The following is a 19,884-nucleotide window of genomic DNA, read 5'->3' as shown; positions in this document are numbered from 1 at the left end:
TTGCGCCCCCTGACGACCCATGGCGGCAAGGTATCAAGGCGTATCCAGGGCCTTCAAACCCATCCCGACGAGGAAAGTCTCGGCCGATTTATCGCGCGACGCCTTGGGCTTGAACGGCTTGACGGTACGGAAACTGGCCTTGAACAGCTTGACCGATTCGTCATAGCCGCCGCCATGGAAAAGCTTGGCCACCAGCGCCCCCTCGGGCTTCAGGTGGTGCTGGGCGAAGTCGACCGCAAGCTCGATCAGGTGCGCAATGCGGGCGCCATCGGCCGAATGGATGCCCGACAGGTTGGGCGCCATGTCCGAAACCACCAGGTCGGCCTTGCGGCCTGCCAGCACGCCCAGGACCTGCTCCAGCAACTCCGCCTCGCGGAAGTCTCCCTGGAGGAAGGTAACGCCCTCGATGGGCTCCATGGCGAGCATGTCGAGCGCGATGATCGTGCCGTTCAGCGTGCCGACCGCGGCGCCCTCGGGCGACATGCGCCGCCGCAGGTACTGGCTCCAGGCCCCGGGCGTGGAGCCCAGGTCGACCACCAGTTGGCCCGGCTTGACCAGCCCCAGCGACTCGTCGATCTCCTTGAGCTTGTAGGCGGCGCGGGCGCGATACCCCTCTCGCGTGGCCAATTTCACGTACGGATCATTGATGTGATCGTGAAGCCAGGCTTTGTTGACTTTTTTGCTTTTTGCTTTGGTGTTCATCAGAAACCTCCGTGCTCCGCACTGCGGTATTCGCCTTGGGAACGGCCCGGCGGCTCGGGGGGTGCTTTCTACCCTCGATAATACGGGGATGCCCGCCATTCAACTTACCCCTGCCGAGCGCAAGGTGCACCGCGCCGAAGCTCACCACCTGGATCCGATCGTCATGGTCGGTGGAGACGGGCTCACCCCTGCCGTGAAAAAGGAAGCCGACGCCGCGCTCAAGGCCCATGGCCTCATCAAGGTCCGCGTCTTCTCCGACGACCGCCTTGCCCGCGACGCCATGCTGCGCGAGCTCGCCGAAGAGCTCGATGCCGCCCCGATCCAGCACATCGGCAAGCTCCTGGTGCTGTGGCGCCCGAAGCCCGAAAAGGAAAAGGTGGTCGATGAAGACCGCATGCCCGGCCCACGGGACGTCAAGGTCCTGAAGTACAGCAAGCGCGGCGGCCAGCGCCCCGAAATCAAGACCCTGCGCGTGCTCGGCAACCAGCGCCTCACCCCCGGCGGCACCATCAAGCGCGCCAAGGCCAAGCGGCCGCTGTCGGCCAAGAAGCGCAATCAGTCGGATTGAGCTGGGTGGCAGCGCAAGGCGCCGAGCGCCATATCCTCTGCATGAAGTGGGGCACGAAATACGGCCCCGAATACGTCAACCGCCTCTACGCGATGGTGCGCCGCAACTTGAGCGGCGACTTCAAGTTCGTCTGCCTGACCGATGACGGCGCCGGCATCCGCCCCGAGGTGACGTGCCTGCCGATCCCGCCGCTGAACCTGCAACTGGCCCCCGGCCAGCGCGACGGCGCGTGGAAGAAGCTCACCACCTTCGAGCAGGACCTGCACGGCCTGCGCGGCACCGCCCTCTTCCTGGACGTCGACGTGGTCGTCGTGGGCAGCCTCGATGCCTTCTTCGAGCAGCCCGGCGAGTTCCTGATCATTCACGACTACGCCCGCCCCTGGCGGCGCGAGCGGATCACCGGGAATTCATCGGTCTACCGCTTCGAGCTGGGCGCCCATGCCGACGTGCTGGCGTATTTCCGCGCCAACATGGACAAGGTGCAGGCCGAACACCGCAACGAGCAGGCCTACCTGTCGGACTTCCTGCACAAGCAGGGCAAGCTCTCCTACTGGCCCGAAGCCTGGTGCCCAAGCTTCAAGTACCACGGCATCCCGACCTGGCCGACCAACTACTGGGAAGAGCCCTTCGTCCCCGAAGGCGCACGCATCATGATTTTTCATGGCGAGTGCAATCCGCCCGATGCGCTGGCGGGACGACGCAATCGCGCCTTCCGCTACATCCGGCCCGCGAGCTGGGTCGCGAAGTTCTGGAAAGAGTGAGTGTGCAGATGGCGGCGAAAGCCGCCATCGCCGCTTTGTCAGCGACCGGGCCGCGCGCCCATGCGCCAGAGCAGCACCAAGGTGCACGCCCATTGGACGACATACATGCCGCCGCCGACGGCGTGCCACAGCTTGAGGTTGTCCCGCGCCAGGATGCGCGGTGCCACGGCGTACTGCTGTAGCAGCGCCAGCAACAGGGCGCCGAGGACGATGCCAATGGACGTCATCGTGGCCGCGTCCATGCGCTCATCGGCCTTGCTCCGGAAATGAATCAAGAGGATGAGGCCGCAGCCGATGGCGACCCAGCTCTGCGCCTCGAACAGCTGGCCCGCGAAATTGCCTGCGACAGCCGGATTGCCGAGCTTGGCGAACAGCATCGGCACCACCAGGAAGCCGATCGTCGTGAGGCTGCCCCACCAGAAGGCAGCGAGCAGCAGAGCCAGGCGGTCTTTCATCGAAGAATGGTTCAGAGGTAGCGAACGGCCACGATCTCGTAGCGCTTGAGGCCACCCGGGGCCTGCACTTCGGCGGTGTCGCCCTCTTCCTTGCCGATCAGCGCGCGCGCGATCGGGCTGGAGATGTTGATGAGGCCCAGCTTCAGGTCGGCTTCGTCCTCGCCCACGATCTGGTACTTGACGGCTTCGCCCGACTCTTCTTCCTCGAGTTCCACTGTCGAGCCGAACACCACCTTGCCACCGGCGTCGAGCTCGGTCGGATCGATGATCTGCGCGGCCGAGAGCTTGCCCTCGACTTCCTGGATGCGGCCTTCGATGAAGCCCTGGCGGTCCTTGGCGACCTCGTACTCGGCGTTCTCGCTCAGGTCGCCCTGCGCGCGGGCTTCGGAAATCGCGTTGATGACCCAGGGGCGGTCCACGGTCTTGAGCTGGTGCAGCTCGGCGCGCAGCTTTTCGGCACCGCGCTTGGTGATTGGAATGGTGGCCATGTTTGGTTCTCCATAAAGCGAAACCGCCGAACGATGCCGTTCGGCGGTCGATTGGGGGGACAGATCAGACGAGATTGCGTCCGGTCAGCCGGCTCAGGATGGCGAGCGGGCTCGAGTCAGGATTGTATTGCTTCGAAGCGGCCAGATGAAGGGTCTGTTCGAGCATGTACTGGCCCGCCATCACGGCGTGCGAAGTCTGGTCGGAAAAACACACCCACACCGAGCCCGGCGGGAACTCGGCCTTCTCCTGCGGCGAGGTTTCCTGGTACGCCATGTCCGACTTCATGCCGTCGTGCAATTGCAGCATCAGGTGGTCGTACTCGCTGCGGAACGACTTGGTCACATGCAGCGCCTGCAGCAGCCTGGCCTGCCAGCGCACGTAGGGCTTGGCGCGCGGCAAGAAGCGCTTGGCAATGTCTTCGAAAGGCTCGCCCACGCGCCAGACGCGCGGCGCGCCTTCGGGGTTCACGTTGGTGAACACGCGCAGGATGCGCTCGCCGTAGTTGGGACGCGAAGGAAACGCGTCGACGTGCAGCCGGCGGTCATCCGCACGCCACGACTGCACGCGCGTCTCGACCTGCGCCGGCCGGTAGCTCGTGGGCGCCAGCCGCAAGGCCGGCGTGTAGTGCGGCAGCAGGCCGTGGATCAGCTGCTGCGCCTGCGCGCGAAACCGCCCCACCATCGCCGCTGCCGTGCGTTGCACCGCCTCGTCACCGACGGCGCCCTTGAGCTTGCCGTGGGCGTCGAGGCTGATGTTGCGCACGTCGGGCGACAGCAGGCTGGGTGTCAGCAGGCTGCGCTCTTCGGGCAGCAGCTCGAAGCCCAGGCGCGGAAAGTACAGCACCTTGCCCGCTTCCAGCTCCGCGATCCACGCCTCGTTGGGCGTGGCCGCGTTCCAGTCGCTAAGGTCTAGTTCGACGAGCTGCGTTTCCATGAGGCGCTCAGGCGGCTGCCAGTTGCGCGTGCATCTCCTGCACCGAGATCACGCCCAGCTCGTCCATGAAGCCCATGCCCTCGACCGCGGCTTCGGCGCCGAAGATCGTGGTGAAGGTGGTCACGCGGGCGAGCAGCGCCGAGGTGCGGATCTGACGCGAATCGGTGATCGCATTGCGGCGCTCTTCCACCGTGTTGATGACCAAGGCAATCTCGTTGTTCTTGATCATGTCCACGATGTGCGGGCGGCCTTCGGTCACCTTGTTCACCGTCGCGCATTCGATGCCCGCGGCGGCGATGGCGGCGGCCGTGCCCTTGGTGGCGATCAGCTCGAAGCCCAGCTTGGCCAGGCCGCGCGCCACTTCCACGGCACGCGCCTTGTCGTTGTTCTTCACCGAGATGAAGACCTTGCCCGACTTCGGCAGGTGCGTGCCGGCACCCAGTTGCGACTTCACGAAGGCCTCGCCGAAGGTCTTGCCCACGCCCATCACTTCGCCGGTCGACTTCATCTCGGGGCCGAGGATGGTGTCCACGCCCGGGAACTTGACGAACGGGAACACGGCTTCCTTCACGCTGAAGTACGGCGGCGTCACTTCCTTGGTCACGCCCTGCGACGCGAGCGACTGGCCGGCCATGCAGCGTGCCGCCACCTTGGCGAGCTGGATACCGGTGGCCTTGCTCACGTAAGGCACCGTGCGCGACGCGCGGGGGTTCACTTCGAGCACGTAGATGACGTCCTTGCCGTCCTTCTGCTGGATCGCGAACTGCACGTTCATCAGGCCCACCACGTTCAGGGCAGCCGCCATGGCGGCGCTCTGGCGCTTGAGTTCGGCGATGGTGTCGGCGCTCAGGCTGTAGGGCGGCAGCGAGCAGGCGGAGTCGCCCGAGTGCACGCCGGCCTGTTCGATGTGTTCCATCACGCCGCCGATCAGCGTGGCGCCTTCGCCGTCGCGAATGCAGTCGACGTCGCACTCGACGGCGTCGTTCAGGAAGCGATCGAGCAGCACCGGCGAGTCGTTGCTGACCTTCACAGCCTCGCGCATGTAGCGCTCGAGGTCGCGCTGTTCATGCACGATTTCCATCGCACGGCCGCCGAGCACGTAGCTCGGGCGCACCACCAGCGGGTAGCCGAGGGCGGCGGCCTTCTCGAGCGCTTCGGGTTCGGTGCGCGCGGTGGCGTTCGGCGGCTGGCGCAGGCCCAGCTCGTGCAGCAGCTTCTGGAAGCGCTCACGGTCTTCGGCCGCGTCGATCATGTCGGGCGAGGTGCCGATGATCGGCACGCCGTTGGCTTCGAGATCGAGCGCGAGCTTCAGCGGCGTCTGGCCGCCGTACTGCACGATCACGCCGAGCGGCTTTTCCTTGTCGACGATCTCGAGCACGTCTTCGAGCGTCAGCGGCTCGAAATACAGGCGGTCGGACGTGTCGTAGTCGGTCGACACGGTCTCGGGGTTGCAGTTGACCATGATGGTCTCGTAGCCGTCCTCGCGCATCGCGAGAGCGGCGTGCACGCAGCAGTAGTCGAACTCGATGCCCTGGCCGATGCGGTTGGGACCGCCGCCGAGCACCATGATCTTCTTCTTGTCGGTCGGATCGGCTTCGCACTCGTCTTCGTAGGTCGAGTACATGTAGGCCGTGTTGGTCGCGAACTCCGCAGCGCAGGTGTCGACGCGCTTGTAGACCGGGCGCACGCCCAGGGCGCGGCGCTTCTCGCGGATGGCCGTGTCGGTGGTCTTGAGCTGCTTGGCGAGACGGCGGTCGGAGAAGCCCTTCTTCTTGAGCGCGAGCAGCGTGTCCTTGTCGATGTCGTCGAGCGACTTGGTTTCCAACTCGAGCTCGATCTTCACGATCTCCTCGATCTGCACCAGGAACCACGGGTCGATCTTGGTCAACGCGAACACTTCGTCCACGCTCAGGCCCATGGCGAAGGCATCGCCCACGTACCAGATGCGCTCGGGGCCGGGCTCACCCAGTTCCTTTTCGAGCACTTCGCGGTCCTGCGTCTTCTCGTTGAGGCCATCGACGCCCACTTCGAGGCCGCGCAGGGCCTTCTGGAACGATTCCTGGAAGGTGCGGCCCATGGCCATCACCTCGCCCACCGACTTCATCTGCGTCGTCAGGCGCGAGTCGGCCTGCGGGAATTTCTCGAATGCGAAACGCGGGATCTTGGTCACCACGTAGTCAATCGACGGCTCGAACGACGCAGGCGTGGCGCCGCCAGTGATTTCGTTGCGCAGCTCGTCGAGCGTGTAGCCCACGGCCAGCTTGGCAGCGACCTTGGCGATCGGAAAGCCCGTGGCCTTGGAAGCCAACGCCGAGGAACGCGACACGCGCGGGTTCATCTCGATGACGACCATGCGGCCGTCCTTCGGGTTGATGGAGAACTGCACGTTCGAGCCGCCCGTATCGACGCCAATCTCGCGTAGCACGGCCAGCGAGGCGTTGCGCAGGATCTGGTATTCCTTGTCGGAGAGCGTCTGCGCGGGGGCCACGGTGATCGAGTCGCCGGTGTGCACGCCCATCGGGTCGAGGTTTTCGATCGAGCAGACGATGATGCAGTTGTCGGCCTTGTCGCGCACGACTTCCATCTCGTACTCTTTCCAGCCGAGCAGCGACTCTTCGATCAGCAGCTCGTTGGTGGGCGAGGCTTCGATGCCGCGCTTGCAGATGGTCTCGAACTCTTCCGGGTTGTAGGCGATGCCGCCGCCGGTGCCGCCCAGCGTGAAGCTGGGGCGGATCACGGTGGGGAAGCCGACCGACTTCTGCACGGCCCAGGCCTCGTCCATCGAGTGGGCGATGCCCGAGCGCGCCGAACCGAGACCGATCTTGGTCATCGCGTCCTTGAACTTCAGGCGGTCTTCGGCCTTGTCGATGGCTTCGGGCGTGGCGCCGATGAGCTCGACCGGCTTGTTGGTGGAGGCGCCCGTGTACTTGTCGAGCACGCCGTTGCGCCAGAGGTCCAGCGCGCAGTTCAGCGCGGTCTGGCCGCCCATGGTCGGCAGGATCGCGTCGGGGCGTTCCTTGGCGATGATTTTTTCAACCGTCTGCCAGGTGATGGGCTCGATGTAGGTGACGTCGGCCGTGGCCGGGTCGGTCATGATCGTTGCGGGGTTGCTGTTGATCAGGATGACCTTGTAGCCCTCTTCGCGCAGCGCCTTGCAGGCCTGCACGCCGGAGTAGTCGAACTCGCAGGCCTGGCCGATGATGATCGGGCCGGCGCCGATGATGAGGATCGATTTGAGGTCTGTGCGCTTAGGCATTCTCTTTCTCCGTCTTTTCCGTCTTGTTCTTTTCCATGAGTGCCGTGAAGCGATCGAACAGATAGCCGATGTCGTGCGGGCCCGGCGAGGCTTCCGGGTGGCCCTGGAAGCAGAACGCGGGCTTGTCGGTGCGGGCCAGCCCCTGCAGCGTGTTGTCGAACAGGCTGATGTGGGTAGGGCGCAGGTTGGCCGGCAGCGACTTCTCGTCGACCGCGAAGCCGTGGTTCTGGCTGGTGATGCTCACGCGGCCGTTGTCCAGGTCCTTCACCGGATGGTTCGCGCCGTGGTGGCCGAACTTCATCTTGAAGGTCTTGGCGCCCGAGGCGAGCGCCATGATCTGGTGGCCGAGGCAGATGCCGAACGTGGGAATGCCGGTCTCGATCAGTTCCTTGACGGCGCTGATGGCGTAGTCGCAGGGCTCCGGGTCGCCGGGGCCATTGGCCAGGAAGATGCCGTCGGGCTTGAGCTTGAGCACGTCGGCCGCGGGCGTCTGGGCCGGCACCACCGTGATGCGCGCGCCGCGCTGGGCGATCATGCGCAGGATGTTCTTCTTCACGCCGTAATCGAAGGCGACGACGTGGAATTTCGGCGTGATCTGCACGCCGTAGCCCGCGCCCAGCTTCCACTCGGTCTCGGTCCATTCGTAGGTCTGGGTGACCGACACCACCTTGGCGAGGTCCAGGCCGGCCATGCTCGGGGCGGCCTTGGCGGCGGCGATGGCCTTGTCGATCAGGGCTTGTGTCACAGCCTCGCCTTCGGCCAGGCCCAGGATGCAGCCGTTCTGCGCGCCATGGGTGCGCAGGTGGCGCGTGAGCTTGCGGGTGTCGATGTTCGCGATGGCCACCGTCTTGCCGGCCACGAGGTATTCGCTCAGCGTGGCGGTCTGGCGGAAGTTGGAGGCAACGAGAGGCAGGTCCTTGATGATCAGGCCCGCGGCATGGATCTTGTCGGCTTCGATGTCCTCCCCGTTGACACCGTAGTTGCCGATGTGCGGATACGTCAAGGTGACGATCTGCTGGCAGTAGCTCGGGTCGGTGAGGATTTCCTGGTAACCGGTCATGGCGGTGTTGAACACCACTTCACCGGTCGTGGAGCCGGCGGCTCCGATCGAATTGCCTTGAAAGACCGTGCCGTCTGCGAGCGCCAGGATGGCGGGCGGGAAATTTCCCTTGAGAGACAAAAGCACTGGGTTCTCCGAATGGTTACGGTCGCCCGGAGCCCCAGGCGCGTTGCCTGCGGACTTGCTTCAAGGGGATTTTGGCGTTAAAGGCGGCCGGGCGACGCTATTGCGAGTAAGCCCCCGATTGTAGCCCGGACTGAAGCTCTATCCGGCCTGCAGGGCCGCTCCGCTCGCATGCAGGCAGATCGCGGCGGCGGCGGCCACGTTGAGCGATTCCTCACCGCCGGGCTGGGCAATGCGGATGTGATGGGTCGCCCGGGCTTCCAGCGCGGGGGAAACGCCCTGCCCCTCGTGACCCATCAACCAGGCGCACGGGTGCGGCAAACGGGCGTTATGAAGCCATTCGCCGTGGTGCGAACTGGTCGCGACCAGCGGGATCTTCAACGCATCGAGCGCATCGGCTTCGACGCCTTCGATCAGCCGTAGGCCGAAATGGGCACCCATGCCGGCACGCAGCACCTTAGGCGCCCAGAGCGCCGCCGTACCCTTGAGCGCGATCACCTGGGTGAAGCCGAAAGCCGCTGCGCTGCGCAGGATGGAGCCGGCATTGCCGGCGTCCTGCAGGCGGTCGAGCACCACGCTCGGGGCATCGGGGATCAGCTCCGGTCGCACCGGGAGATCGAGCACGAAGCCCATGGGCGCCGGCGACTCCAGCCCGCTGACGTCGCGCAGCAGATCGTCGGCGACGACTACAGTTTTGATAGCACTCGCGCCCCATTCGGCTGGGGCAGTCGGCCAGAAAGACTCCGAAAACACCGCGATCGCCGGCTTGACGCCGCGCGCCAGCGCCGCACGGCACAGGTGGTCGCCTTCGAGCCAGATACGTCCCAACTTGCGGTAGGCGCCCGGGTCCTGCGCGAGCTTGCGCAGGTCCTTGAGCAGCGGGTTGTCGCGCGAGCTGATGTGGCTCGCGCCGGCGTCGGTGGTCATCGGCGAATCAGGGCGCAGCGCGCAGGTCGAGGTGAACGGTCTCGACCGTCGCGAGCATCGCGGGCATGACCGACACGGTCTCGACGACCAGCGTGGCGCCCGCAGCCGTTCGCGCCAGCGCGGCAGCAACCGGACTGAACGACCTGCGATGGTGGACGCAGGCGCCGTGCCGCTGCAGCGCCTCGAGGTGCTCCGGCGTGCCGTAGCCCTTGTGGCCGGCAAAGCCGTAGTGCGGGAATTCGGTATGCAGCTGCTCGCACAGCCGGTCGCGATGAACCTTGGCCAGGATCGACGCAGCCGAAATTGCCTTGACCAGCGCATCGCCCTTGACCACGGCTTCGGCCAGCACGTCCAGCGTCGGCAGCCGGTTGCCGTCGACCAGCACCTTGGCGGGCTTCAGCCGCAGGCCCTCGACCGCGCGGCGCATCGCGAGCATCGTGGCCTGCAGGATGTTGTGGGTGTCGATTTCCTCGACGCTGGCCTGGGCGATGGAGCAGCACAGGGCCTTGGCCAGGATCTGGTCGTGCAGGCGTTCGCGCTGCAGGGCGGTGAGGGTCTTGGAGTCGGCGAGGCCACGAATCGGCCGCGTGTCATCGAGGATCACCGCCGCTGCCACCACGGGGCCCGCCAGCGGGCCGCGGCCGGCCTCGTCGACGCCCGCAAGCAGCCCCGGCGCGTCCCACACCAGGCGGGCCTGCTCAGCCTTCAAGAACTTTCTGGATCGCATCGGCGCAAAGTGTCGGCGTATCGCGCTGCAATTGCACGTGCAGCTCGGAAAATCTTTGTTGCAGGGCCTGTGTCTTTTCGGGTGCGTCGAGCCAGGCCAGCGTGGCCTGGGCCAGCGCCTTGGGCGTTGCGGCCTCCTGCAGCAACTCGGGCACCACGAACTCGCGGCACAGGATGTTGGGCAATCCGACCCAGGGCTGCAACTGCTTCTTCTGCATGAGGCGCCACGAGAGCCCGTTCATGTTGTAAGCGATGACCATCGGCCGCTTGAAGAGCGCCGCCTCGAGCGTGGCGGTGCCGCTGGCAATCAGCGTGACGTCGCAGGCGGCGAGCGCGGCGTGCGACTGGCCATCGAGCAGCTTCACCCGCCCCGCCATGCCGCTGGCCTGGAGCAAGGCCTCGACCTCGGCGCGCAGGCTCGGGATGATAGGCGCGACAAACTGGAGTTCGGGCCGCGCCTTCTGCATCAGCGCAGCGGCGGCGAAGAAACGGTCGGCCAGGTAGCGGATCTCGGAGCGGCGGCTGCCCGGCAGCAAGGCGACGACTTGCGCATCGGGCGCCAAGCCAATGGCGGCGCGGGCAGCGGCGCGGTCGGGCGTCATCGGGATCACGTTGGCGATCGGGTGACCCACATAGCTCGCGGCAACGCCCTGCTTTTCGAGCAACTCGGGCTCGAACGGGAAGATGCACAGCACATGGTCCGCCGCAGCCCTGACCTTCTCGATGCGCTTGGGGCGCCAGGCCCAGATCGACGGACAGATGAAATGCACGGTCTTGATGCCCTGGCTGCGCAGCCCGGCTTCGAGATCGAGGTTGAAGTCGGGCGCATCGACGCCGATGAACAGCTCGGGCCGCTCCAGCAACAGGCGGGCCTTCAGCTGGCGGCGGATGCCGGCGATTTCGGCGTAGTGCCGCAGCACCTCGATGTAGCCGCGCACCGCGAGCTTTTCCTGCGGCCACCAGCTTTGGAAGCCGTGCGCGAGCATGCGAGGGCCGCCGATGCCGGCGGTCTGGAGGTTGGGCCAACGCGCCTGGAGGCCGTCGAGCAGCAAGCCCGCGAGCAGGTCGCCGGAGGCTTCGCCCGCGACCAGCGCGAAGCGTCGCTGTTCGTCCGTCTGCATCGCCGTCACGTCAACGCGCGATGCCGCGCGTGGAGTTGGCGAGGAAGGATTCCATCAAGGCGACATCACCTGCCGCCTCGGGCATCTCGGCAGTCAACGCGGAAATGGCCGCGCGTGCTTCTTCGAGCGTCTTGCCCTGGCGATACAGCAGCTTGTGCATCTGCTTGACCGCCGCCAGCCGCTCTGCCGAGAAATCGCGCCGGCGCAGGCCCACGACATTGAAGCCGCGAACCGCCAGCGGATTGCCGTCAACCAACATGAACGGGGGCACGTCCTGCGTGATCGCGCTCGCGAAGCCGACCATGGCATGCGCGCCGATCGAGACGAACTGGTGAATGCCGGTGAGCCCGCCGATCGTGACCCAGTCCGCCAGGTGCACATGGCCCGCCAGCGTCGTGTTGTTGGACAACGTGGTGTGGTTGTCGACATGGCAGTCGTGCGCGATGTGCGTGTACGCCATGATCCAGTTGTCGCTGCCCACGCGCGTCACTCCCCCTGCCCCCGGCACGCCGAGGTTGAAGGTGCAGAACTCGCGAATGACGTTGCGGTCGCCAATGACGAGTTCGGTCGGCTCGCCTGCGTACTTCTTGTCCTGCGGGATCGCGCCGAGCGAGGAGAACTGGAAGATCCTGTTGTCGCGCCCGATGGTGGTGCGCCCTTCGATCACGCAATGCGCGCCGATGGTCGTGCCCGCCCCGACACGCACGTGCGGGCCGATGACGGTATAGGGCCCGACCGAAACCGAGGCGTCGAGTTGTGCCTGGGGATCGACGAGCGCTGTCGGATGAACCTGGGTCATGCCTTGTTGTGGCAAAGGCCGGGTCAGCTGATCTGGCGCATGGCGCACATCAGCGTGGCTTCGCAGGCCAGTTCGCTGCCCACCAGCGCGCGGCCCTTGAACTTGGAAATGCCGGCCTTCATGCGTTCGATCTCGACTTCGAGCGTGAGCTGGTCGCCGGGCTCCACGGGACGCTTGAAACGCGCGCCGTCGATGGCGGCAAAGTAGTAGACGGTGTTGTCGTCCGGCACGATGTCCAGCGAATGGAATGACAGCAGGGCCGCGGCCTGCGCCATGGCTTCGAGCATCAGCACGCCCGGCATCACCGGACGATGCGGGAAGTGGCCGTTGAAGAACGGCTCGTTCATCGTCACATTCTTGAGCGCCGTGATGCGCTTGCCCTTTTCCATGTCCAGCACGCGGTCCACCAGCAGGAACGGGTAGCGGTGGGGAAGCAGCTTGAGGATTTGATGGATATCGAGCGTCGTCGTCATGATTTTCTGTTCCTGCATCGTCGTCATTTTTTCGGGAGGGCTTTCTCCAGCGCCTTCAGTCGTTCGCGCAGGCTGTGCAACTGCTTGAGCGTTGCCGCATTTTTTTCCCAGCTCGCATTGTCATCGATGGGAAACATGCCGGTGTACTGGCCGGCCTTGTGAATGGAGCGCGTCACCACGGTCGCGGCGGACACATGCACGCCGTCGGCCACCGTCAGATGACCCAGCACGATGGCACCGCCGCCGAAGGTGCAGTTGGCGCCGATGGTCGCGCTGCCGGCCACGCCGACGCAGCCCGCCATGGCGGTGTTCTTGCCGACGCGCACGTTGTGGCCGATCTGGATCAGGTTGTCGAGCTTCACGCCGTCCTCGATGACCGTGTCGTCGAGGGCACCGCGGTCGATGCAGGTGTTGGCGCCGATCTCCACGTCGTTGCCGATGCGCACTGCACCCAGTTGTTCGATCTTGACCCAGGCGCCCTGGTGCAGCGCGAGGCCGAAGCCGTCGGCGCCGATTACCACGCCCGGGTGCAGCAGGCAGCGATCGCCGATCGTGCAGTCTTCGCTGACCGTCACGCGCGACTTCAGTACCGTGTCCGCGCCGACGCGCGCACCCCGCTCCACCACGCAGAGCGCGCCGACGCGCGCCGTGGCGTCGACGTGGGCTTCCGGATGGATCACGGCGGACGGGTGGATGAGATCGGCCTCCGGACGCGCATGGTGCGACTTCCAGAGCTGTGTCAGGCGCGCAAAGTAGAGGTAGGGATCGGGCGTGACGATGAACGCCCCGCGCGCGGCAGCCGCCTCCTGCATGGCAGGCGACACGATCACGCATGCGGCCTTCGACGCCGCCAGTTCCTGCTGGTATTTGGGATGGCTCAGGAAACTGAGCGCATCGGGCTGTGCATTCTGGAGCGGCGAGAGCCGCTCGATGGACAGCGTGGCATCTCCATGAAGCTCGCCCCCGAGGGCGTCAACAATGGCTCCGAGCTGCAGCGACACGCCGGTTCGCGGCGTTACTTGCCGGCCGCGGGCGCTGTGGAGCCGACGGACGCGTTGAGCGCCTTGATCACCTTGTCGGTGATGTCGTGCTTCGGATTGATGTAGATCGCTTCCTGCAGGATGGCGTCGTACTTTTCCGCCTCGGCGACCTGCTTCACGACGCGGTTGGCGCGCTCGTAGACCTGCTGGAGTTCTTCGTTCTTGCGCGCATTCAGGTCTTCCTGGAATTCGCGGCGACGGCGCTGGAACTCGCGGTCCTGGTCGATCAGCGCTTTCTGGCGCGTCGCCCGCTGACTCTCGGAGATGGTCGGCGCTTCGCGCTCGAATCGCTCCGAGGCAGTCTTCAATGCGTCGCCTTGCGCCGTCAGGTCCTTCTCCCGCTTGAGGAATTCGGCTTCGAGCTTCGCCTGGGCTGCCTTGGCCGGCTGCGCTTCACGCAGCACCCGGTCCGGATTGACGAATCCGATGCGAAAGGTTTCCTGCGCCTGCGCAGGCGCAGCGACGATCGCGAAAGCGGGAATCAACAACGCACCAGCAGCGGCGCGAATCAAATGCTTCATTTAGAAAGACGTTCCGATCTGGAATTGCAAGCGCTGAATTCTATCCTTCGGGATCACGACGAAGCCTGTGGTCGGATCGAGCACTTCCTTTTGGGACTTGACGGGGAAAGCGTATGCAAGGCGCAGGGGGCCCAGCGGCGAGATCCAGCTGATGCCGAGACCGACCGAGGCGCGCAGCTTTTTCTGCGCTTTGTACTGCTCGTCGGTCAGACCTGGGGCGCGCGACCCGAACACATTGCCCACGTCGAAGAAGCCATACAGACGCAGGGTTCGGTCATTGCCCGCTCCCGGGAACGGCGTGCTGAGCTCAGCGTTGAAGACCGCCTTCTTGGTGCCGCCCAGTGGAGCGCCATCGGTCTGGCCGATCAGTGGCACATCGCGCGGGCCGAGCGAATTCTGTTCAAAACCGCGGACCGAGCCCAAGCCACCCGCATAGAAGTTCTTGAAGATCGGGTAGACCTTGCTGCCCAGGGCCTTCGCGTAGCCCACATCGCCGTTGATGGCGAAGGTGTATTGCTTGTTGATCGCGAAGAACTGCTGGTATTGGTAGTTCGTCTTGATGTATTGCATGTCGCCGCCTACGCCAAGCTCGACATTGGCACGCTGCATGACCCCGGTGGTCGGAACCAGCGCGCTGTCTCGGCTGTCGCGGCCCCAACCGACGGTGAGCGGCACGCCCCAGACGCTCTTCTGATCGCATCCAGTCACGATGAAGCCCGGCGGCCACGGCCCTTCGGTATTCGTATTGCACTGGAAATATCGCAGATAGGACTTGGGCGTATAGAGGCCCGAGAGCGACGTGGACGAGTTCGGATCGAACGCATACCGTTCGAGCCCGATGCCGAAGAACACGGTGTCGAGCTCGCTGAACGGCACGCCGAAACGGATGGACGCCCCTTGGTTGACCAGCTTGTAGTCACCGTCGGTGGTCGACGAGTACGGACGCGTCGTCGTGTGATAGACGCTGACCGTGCGCGAGATGCCGTCTTTCGTGAAATACGGGTCGGTGGTGGTCAACGAGATCGTGCGGTTGTACTTGCTGGTGTTGACCTGCACGCCCAGGAAATTGCCGGAGCCGAACACGTTTTCCTGCGAAATACCAAAGGTCAGCGCGACCTTCTCGGCGCTCGAATAGCCGGCGCCGAGCTGCAGGCTGCCGGTGGGCTTTTCGGCCACGTTGACGGTCAGGTCCACCTGATCGGGCGAACCGGGCACTTCCTGGGTCTCGACGTTCACTTCGGTGAAGAAACCCAGGCGGTCCACGCGATCGCGCGAAACCTTGATCTTGTCGCCGTCGTACCAGGAGGCTTCGTACTGCCGGAACTCGCGGCGAATCACTTCGTCGCGGGTCTTGTTGTTACCGCCGACGGACACACGGCGCACGTACACGCGGCGCGAAGGCTCAGCCTGCAGCGTGAGCGTGACGCGGTTGTTGACACGGTCGATGTCGGGAACGGCCTGCACCTTGGCGAAGGCATAGCCGAAGGTGCCGAAGTAGTCGCTGAAGGCCTTGGTGGTTTCCGTGACCAGTTCGCCGTTGTAGGCCTCGCCGGGCTTGATGGTGATCAGCGACTTGAACTCGTCGTCGCGGCCCAGGTAGTTGCCGTTGAGCTTGACGCCAGCCACCACGAACTTCTCGCCTTCGGTGATGTTGACCGTGACCGTCAGGTCCTTGCGGTCGGGCGAGATGGCGACCTGGGTCGAATCGATACGGAATTCGAGGTAGCCGCGCGTGATGTAGTACGAGCGCAGCGTTTCGAGGTCGGCGTTGAGCTTGGCGCGCGAGTACTGGTTGGACTTGGTGTACCAGCTCATGAAGCCGCCGCTGTCCTGGTCGAACAGGCTCAGCAGCGTCGATTCGCTGAAGGCCTTGCTGCCGACGATGTGGACTTCGCGGATGCGTGCGGAATCGCCTTCGGTGACGGTGAACGTCAGGTTGACGCGGTTGCGCTCGATGGGCGTGACGGTGGTCACGACCTGCGCGTTGTAGAGGCTGCGGCTCACGTACTGGCGCTTGAGCTCCTGCTCGGCGCGATCAGCCAGCGCCTTGTCGTACGGGCGGCCGTCGGTCAGGCCGATTTCGCGCAGGGCCTTCTGCAGTGCCGCCTTGTCGAATTCCTTGGTACCGACGAAATCGACGTCGGCGATGGTGGGGCGCTCCTCGACGATCACCACCAGCACATTGCCGTTGACGTCGATGCGCACGTCCTTGAACAACCCCAGGTCGAACAGCGCGCGAATGGCGGCCGAGCCGCGTTCGTCACTGTAAGTATCGCCCACGCGCACCGGCAATGACGCGAAGATCGTGCCGGCCTCGACGCGTTGCAGGCCTTCGACGCGGATGTCGCGCACCGTGAAAGGCTCGACGGCCCAGGCTGCCGTGGCTGCGAGTGCACTGGCAACCACCGCGACAACGCTACGCAGGCGAAAGCGATTGGAGTTTTTGTTCATCTGTGAATTGAGCCGGCACGGAAAGGGCCGGCAGAAAGTTAACCAAAGAGCCGCGTGACGTCGTTGAAGAGTGCGACCGACATCATGACCAGCAGCAAGGCGACACCGCCGCGCTGAAGCCGTTCCATCCAGGCGTCAGAGACGCTTTTGCCGGTCAGGCCCTCCCAAAGATAATACATCAGGTGTCCTCCATCGAGGACCGGGAGCGGCATGAGATTGAGCACGCCCAGGCTCACGCTGATGACCGCCAGGAAGATCAGGTACTGGGTCAGGCCGAGGCTCGCGGACTTGCCCGCATAGTCGGCAATGGTCAGCGGACCGCTCAGGTTCTTCAGCGACGCCTGTCCGGTCACCATCTTGACCATCATGCGCACGGTCAGCGCGGACATCTCCCATGTGCGCACCACACCGCGCCAGACGCCATCGACCGGCCCCTGGCGCACCGTCACCATGTCCGGGGGTGCACCAACGTACGCGCCGATCCGGCCGACCTTGGCGGCGCCCTCCTCGCGCACCTCGGGCTTCACCTCGAGCGTGAGCGACTGGCCGCCGCGTTGAATCTCCCAGGCCTGGGTGCGCGGCTGGTCGCCGTCGACCGAAGCGCGGATCACCTCGCGCAGCTGCTGTCCATCGTAGATGGCCGTCTCGCCGATGGCGCGCACCAGATCGCCCTTGCGCAGCCCCGACTGCTCGCCGGCGCCGCCGGCCATGACTTCGCCGATTTCGGGACGGGTCAGGGGCGCGAGCACGCCGATCTTGCGGAACATCTGCGGATCGGCGTCCTTGGCCTCCATCCGGCTCAGCGGCAGCACCAGCTGGCGCGCCGGCTTGCCGTCTTCGCCGGCCACTTCGAGCGTCAGGTCCCGGGCGTTGAGTGCGCCCTGCGTCATGCGCCAGCGCAGATCCTCGAAGGACTGGACCGGTGTCAGATCGCCGTCGAAGCCGGCGCGCGTGATGTGCTCACCGCCGCGCAGGCCCGCAGCTTCGGCCAGCGAAGCCGCCACCGGCCGCGCCAACTTCGCAATCGGCTCTTCCACGCCGATCCAGTTGACGGCCGTGTAAAGCACGATCGCCAGCAACAGATTGGCGATAGGCCCGGCCGCAACAATGGCCGCGCGCGACCTCAGGGGCTGGGTGTTGAAGGCCCGGTGCCGCTCTTCGGGAGCCACCGGCCCCTCGCGCTCGTCGAGCATCTTGACGTAGCCGCCCAGCGGGAAGGCAGCGATGACGAATTCGGTCTGCTGCCCCGGATGCTGGCGCTTGGGCTGCCAGCGGAACAGCGCCTTGCCGAATCCGATCGAGAAGCGCTCCACCTTGACGCCGCAGGCGACGGCCACGCGGTAGTGACCGTATTCATGCACCGCAATCAGGACACCGAGTGCAACCACGAAGGCTATGACAGTGAGCATCGGATCCTCGACGAATGGGGGAAGTCAGGCTGCGAAGCGCAGCGCAGCGGCATTGGCCGCCGCACGAGCGCTGGCATCGAGCGCCAGCAGGTCGGCCAGCGATGCCGGCTTGGAGGGAGCGACCGCCTCCAAAGTTTCCATGTTGACCGCATGAATGCGGTCGAAACGCAGGCGCCGGTCCAGAAAGGCCTCGACGGCGACCTCGTTGGCCGCGTTGAGCACCGCCGTCGTGCCCGGTGCGGCGCGCAATGCGTGCCACGCAAGACCCAGGCCCGGGAAGAGCGCCGCGTCGGGCGCATCGAAGGTCAGCGACGCCATCTGGCGGAAATCGAGCCGTGCCGCTCCGCTCTCGATGCGCTCGGGCCAGGCCAGGCCGACCGCGATCGGCACCCGCATGTCGGGCGTGCCGAGCTGGGCGATGACAGAGGCGTCGGTGAACTGCACCATCGAGTGCACCACGCTCTGCGGATGGATGACGACTTCGATCTGCTCGGGCGAGACGCCGAACAGGTGGCGTGCCTCGATCACTTCGAGCGCCTTGTTCATCATCGTGGCCGAATCGACCGAGATCTTGCGGCCCATGACCCAGTTCGGATGGGCGCAGGCCTGCTCAGGCGTCACCGCGCCCAGCGAACCAGGCGCCCGGGTGAGGAACGGGCCGCCCGAGGCGGTCAGGATGATCTTGTCGATGCGCCGTGCCCAGGTGGCCGGGTCTTCGGGCAGCGACTGGAAGATGGCCGAATGCTCGCTGTCGATCGGCAGCAGCGTGGCGCCGCCCTCTCGCACCGTCTGCATGAACAGCTCGCCGCCAACCACCAGGGCTTCCTTGTTGGCCAGCAGCAGGCGCTTGCCGGCACGTGCGGCAGCAAGGCATGGGCCGAGCCCGGCAGCACCGACGATGGCCGCCATGACGGCATCGACTTCTTCGTGCGAAGCTATCTTTTCAATAGCATCCTCGCCCGTCAGCACCACGGTGCCCAGACCGTTCTGCTTGAGCTTTTCGGCCAGCAATGCCGCATGCGGCGCGCTCGCCATGACTGCGAACCGGGGCGAGAACTGCGCGCATTGCGCCAGCATCTCATCCACCTTGGTGGCAGCGGAGAGCGCAAAGACCTCGAAGCGATCGGGGTGCCGCGCAATGACGTCGAGCGTGCTCACGCCGACCGACCCGGTCGAACCGAGCACCGTGACGCGTTGTTTGGGAGTGTTCACAGGAAAGCCAGCATCATGGCAATGGGAAGTGCCGGCAAGAGGGCATCCACGCGGTCGAGCACGCCGCCGTGGCCGGGGAGCAGGCGGCTGCTGTCCTTGGCACCGGCGCTGCGCTTGATCAGCGATTCGACCAGGTCGCCCACGACGCTCATCGCGGCGAGGAACACCGCGCCGATCAGGAGCAGCCACCAGCCGCGTTCGTTCAGGCGGGTGTAGAGGCTGGGCACCGTCGCGCCGAGCGCCTTGTCGGCGTAGACCCAGGCGAAGGCCAGCACGATGACGCCGATCATTCCGCCCCACACGCCCTCCCAGCTCTTGCCCGGGCTGATCGCCGGCGCCAGCTTGCCGCGGGTGAACTTCAGCCCGAAGGCGCGACCCGCGAAATAGGCGAACACGTCGGCCACCCAGACCAGTACCAGGATCGACAACAGGAAGTTGATGCCGACCATGCGCGCCTGCACCGCGGCGAGCCACGCGACCCACAGCGCCAGCAAGCCGCCGACCAGGCGCAGACCGCGCGGAATGCGGGGCCAGCCCGGCACCGCCACGCGCAACAGCGCCGCACCACCCAGCACCCAGGCCGCGCTGGCCAGGGTCCACATCAGGATCAGGGGTTGCTCCAGCAGGCCCAGCCACCACGAAAGCCCGCAGAGCACGACCATCTCGGCACCGAGAAACAGCGACATGCCCTGCCCGTAGCCATTCAGGCGCCCCCACTCCCATGCGGCCGCGCCGATCAGCACGAGCATCACGCAGGCGAATGGAATGTAGTTTCGGTAGAACAGCGCTGGCAGCAGGATCGCGAGCAGCACGATCGCCGTGAGGATGCGTTGTTTGAGCATGCGGGAGGTTGTGAGG

The 19,884-nt window shown here is 65.4% G+C and carries 19 protein-coding genes; 2 read left to right on the top strand and 17 right to left on the bottom strand.

Annotated features, from left to right (window positions below):
* Positions 1-33: 33 nt before the first annotated feature.
* The gene (locus GNX71_RS15000; protein ID WP_206179035.1) at positions 34-702 is read right to left on the bottom strand and encodes an RlmE family RNA methyltransferase; all 669 of its coding nucleotides are present in this window, start codon (positions 700-702) and stop codon (positions 34-36) included.
* A gap of 88 nt (positions 703-790) precedes the next feature.
* Between GNX71_RS15000 and GNX71_RS14995 the strand changes: the two genes are divergently transcribed.
* Both GNX71_RS14995 and GNX71_RS14990 read left to right on the top strand, forming a co-directional pair.
* Positions 791-1,270 carry a YhbY family RNA-binding protein gene (locus GNX71_RS14995; protein ID WP_206179034.1) on the top strand — a complete coding sequence of 160 codons (480 nt, stop codon included), beginning with the start codon at positions 791-793 and terminating at the stop codon, positions 1,268-1,270.
* Positions 1,271-1,311: 41 nt separating this feature from the next.
* Complete coding sequence (locus GNX71_RS14990; protein WP_206179496.1) at positions 1,312-2,031, top strand: glycosyltransferase; 720 nt, start codon at positions 1,312-1,314, stop codon at positions 2,029-2,031.
* A 38-nt stretch (positions 2,032-2,069) separates the two neighbouring features.
* On the opposite strand, the gene GNX71_RS14985 is transcribed toward GNX71_RS14990, so the two are convergent.
* From GNX71_RS14985 to GNX71_RS14910, 16 genes are all read right to left on the bottom strand, one after another.
* Entirely contained in the window at positions 2,070-2,486 is a 417-nt protein-coding gene (locus tag GNX71_RS14985) for a DUF4149 domain-containing protein (protein WP_206179033.1), read from the bottom strand.
* Positions 2,487-2,497: 11 nt separating this feature from the next.
* Positions 2,498-2,974, bottom strand: a complete 477-nt coding sequence (gene greA / locus GNX71_RS14980) for a transcription elongation factor GreA (RefSeq protein WP_042578201.1) — start codon at positions 2,972-2,974, stop codon at positions 2,498-2,500.
* Positions 2,975-3,038: 64 nt separating this feature from the next.
* Positions 3,039-3,908 carry a Kdo hydroxylase family protein gene (locus tag GNX71_RS14975; RefSeq protein WP_206179032.1) on the bottom strand — a complete coding sequence of 290 codons (870 nt, stop codon included), beginning with the start codon at positions 3,906-3,908 and terminating at the stop codon, positions 3,039-3,041.
* Positions 3,909-3,915: 7 nt separating this feature from the next.
* On the bottom strand, positions 3,916-7,164 hold the full coding sequence (gene carB / locus GNX71_RS14970; RefSeq protein ID WP_206179031.1) for a carbamoyl-phosphate synthase large subunit: 3,249 nt from the start codon (positions 7,162-7,164) through the stop codon (positions 3,916-3,918).
* On the bottom strand, positions 7,157-8,350 hold the full coding sequence (gene carA / locus GNX71_RS14965; protein ID WP_206179030.1) for a glutamine-hydrolyzing carbamoyl-phosphate synthase small subunit: 1,194 nt from the start codon (positions 8,348-8,350) through the stop codon (positions 7,157-7,159). Before carA ends, carB begins: the two co-directional genes overlap by 8 nt.
* Before the next feature lie 138 nt (positions 8,351-8,488).
* Positions 8,489-9,274 (bottom strand): RNA methyltransferase, encoded by a 786-nt coding sequence (locus tag GNX71_RS14960; RefSeq protein WP_206179029.1) that lies wholly within the window; start codon positions 9,272-9,274, stop codon positions 8,489-8,491.
* Positions 9,275-9,281: 7 nt separating this feature from the next.
* A complete protein-coding gene (gene rnhB / locus GNX71_RS14955; protein ID WP_206179028.1) occupies positions 9,282-10,001 on the bottom strand; it encodes a ribonuclease HII in 720 nt (239 codons plus the stop codon).
* Entirely contained in the window at positions 9,973-11,121 is a 1,149-nt protein-coding gene (gene lpxB / locus GNX71_RS14950) for a lipid-A-disaccharide synthase (protein ID WP_206179027.1), read from the bottom strand. The genes rnhB and lpxB overlap by 29 nt, the downstream gene beginning before the upstream one ends.
* 10 nt (positions 11,122-11,131) lie before the next feature.
* Positions 11,132-11,920 (bottom strand): acyl-ACP--UDP-N-acetylglucosamine O-acyltransferase, encoded by a 789-nt coding sequence (gene lpxA, locus GNX71_RS14945; RefSeq protein ID WP_206179026.1) that lies wholly within the window; start codon positions 11,918-11,920, stop codon positions 11,132-11,134.
* A gap of 23 nt (positions 11,921-11,943) precedes the next feature.
* Positions 11,944-12,420 (bottom strand): 3-hydroxyacyl-ACP dehydratase FabZ, encoded by a 477-nt coding sequence (gene fabZ, locus GNX71_RS14940; RefSeq protein WP_176657740.1) that lies wholly within the window; start codon positions 12,418-12,420, stop codon positions 11,944-11,946.
* On the bottom strand, positions 12,417-13,394 hold the full coding sequence (gene lpxD, locus GNX71_RS14935) for a UDP-3-O-(3-hydroxymyristoyl)glucosamine N-acyltransferase (RefSeq protein ID WP_206179025.1): 978 nt from the start codon (positions 13,392-13,394) through the stop codon (positions 12,417-12,419). The genes fabZ and lpxD overlap by 4 nt, the downstream gene beginning before the upstream one ends.
* 14 nt (positions 13,395-13,408) lie before the next feature.
* Positions 13,409-13,954, bottom strand: coding sequence for an OmpH family outer membrane protein (locus GNX71_RS14930; protein ID WP_198788445.1), 546 nt, complete (start codon positions 13,952-13,954; stop codon positions 13,409-13,411).
* The gene (gene bamA / locus GNX71_RS14925; RefSeq protein WP_206179024.1) at positions 13,955-16,405 is read right to left on the bottom strand and encodes an outer membrane protein assembly factor BamA; all 2,451 of its coding nucleotides are present in this window, start codon (positions 16,403-16,405) and stop codon (positions 13,955-13,957) included.
* 38 nt (positions 16,406-16,443) lie between these two features.
* Positions 16,444-17,814 (bottom strand): RIP metalloprotease RseP, encoded by a 1,371-nt coding sequence (gene rseP / locus GNX71_RS14920; protein WP_206179023.1) that lies wholly within the window; start codon positions 17,812-17,814, stop codon positions 16,444-16,446.
* Between the two features lie 24 nt (positions 17,815-17,838).
* The gene (gene ispC, locus GNX71_RS14915; RefSeq protein WP_206179022.1) at positions 17,839-19,026 is read right to left on the bottom strand and encodes a 1-deoxy-D-xylulose-5-phosphate reductoisomerase; all 1,188 of its coding nucleotides are present in this window, start codon (positions 19,024-19,026) and stop codon (positions 17,839-17,841) included.
* On the bottom strand, positions 19,023-19,868 hold the full coding sequence (locus GNX71_RS14910) for a phosphatidate cytidylyltransferase (RefSeq protein WP_206179021.1): 846 nt from the start codon (positions 19,866-19,868) through the stop codon (positions 19,023-19,025). Before GNX71_RS14910 ends, ispC begins: the two co-directional genes overlap by 4 nt.
* Between the last annotated feature and the right edge of the window lie 16 nt (positions 19,869-19,884).

The sequence above is a fragment of the Variovorax sp. RKNM96 genome (assembly GCF_017161115.1).
Classification (GTDB): Bacteria; Pseudomonadota; Gammaproteobacteria; order Burkholderiales; family Burkholderiaceae_C; genus Variovorax.
The sequence above is the reverse complement of the archived record's forward strand: the minus strand, read 5'-3'. Positions and strand labels throughout refer to the sequence as shown.

Coding starts and splice junctions, on each gene's coding strand:
- GNX71_RS15000 (WP_206179035.1), bottom strand. CDS start 702: ATGAACACCAAAGCAAAAAGCAAAAAAGTCAACAAAGCCTGGCTTCAC.
- GNX71_RS14995 (WP_206179034.1), top strand. CDS start 791: ATGCCCGCCATTCAACTTACCCCTGCCGAGCGCAAGGTGCACCGCGCC.
- GNX71_RS14990 (WP_206179496.1), top strand. CDS start 1,312: ATGAAGTGGGGCACGAAATACGGCCCCGAATACGTCAACCGCCTCTAC.
- GNX71_RS14985 (WP_206179033.1), bottom strand. CDS start 2,486: ATGAAAGACCGCCTGGCTCTGCTGCTCGCTGCCTTCTGGTGGGGCAGC.
- greA (WP_042578201.1), bottom strand. CDS start 2,974: ATGGCCACCATTCCAATCACCAAGCGCGGTGCCGAAAAGCTGCGCGCC.
- GNX71_RS14975 (WP_206179032.1), bottom strand. CDS start 3,908: ATGGAAACGCAGCTCGTCGAACTAGACCTTAGCGACTGGAACGCGGCC.
- carB (WP_206179031.1), bottom strand. CDS start 7,164: ATGCCTAAGCGCACAGACCTCAAATCGATCCTCATCATCGGCGCCGGC.
- GNX71_RS14960 (WP_206179029.1), bottom strand. CDS start 9,274: ATGACCACCGACGCCGGCGCGAGCCACATCAGCTCGCGCGACAACCCG.
- rnhB (WP_206179028.1), bottom strand. CDS start 10,001: ATGCGATCCAGAAAGTTCTTGAAGGCTGAGCAGGCCCGCCTGGTGTGG.
- lpxB (WP_206179027.1), bottom strand. CDS start 11,121: ATGCAGACGGACGAACAGCGACGCTTCGCGCTGGTCGCGGGCGAAGCC.
- lpxA (WP_206179026.1), bottom strand. CDS start 11,920: ATGACCCAGGTTCATCCGACAGCGCTCGTCGATCCCCAGGCACAACTC.
- fabZ (WP_176657740.1), bottom strand. CDS start 12,420: ATGACGACGATGCAGGAACAGAAAATCATGACGACGACGCTCGATATC.
- GNX71_RS14930 (WP_198788445.1), bottom strand. CDS start 13,954: ATGAAGCATTTGATTCGCGCCGCTGCTGGTGCGTTGTTGATTCCCGCT.
- bamA (WP_206179024.1), bottom strand. CDS start 16,405: ATGAACAAAAACTCCAATCGCTTTCGCCTGCGTAGCGTTGTCGCGGTG.
- rseP (WP_206179023.1), bottom strand. CDS start 17,814: ATGCTCACTGTCATAGCCTTCGTGGTTGCACTCGGTGTCCTGATTGCG.
- GNX71_RS14910 (WP_206179021.1), bottom strand. CDS start 19,868: ATGCTCAAACAACGCATCCTCACGGCGATCGTGCTGCTCGCGATCCTG.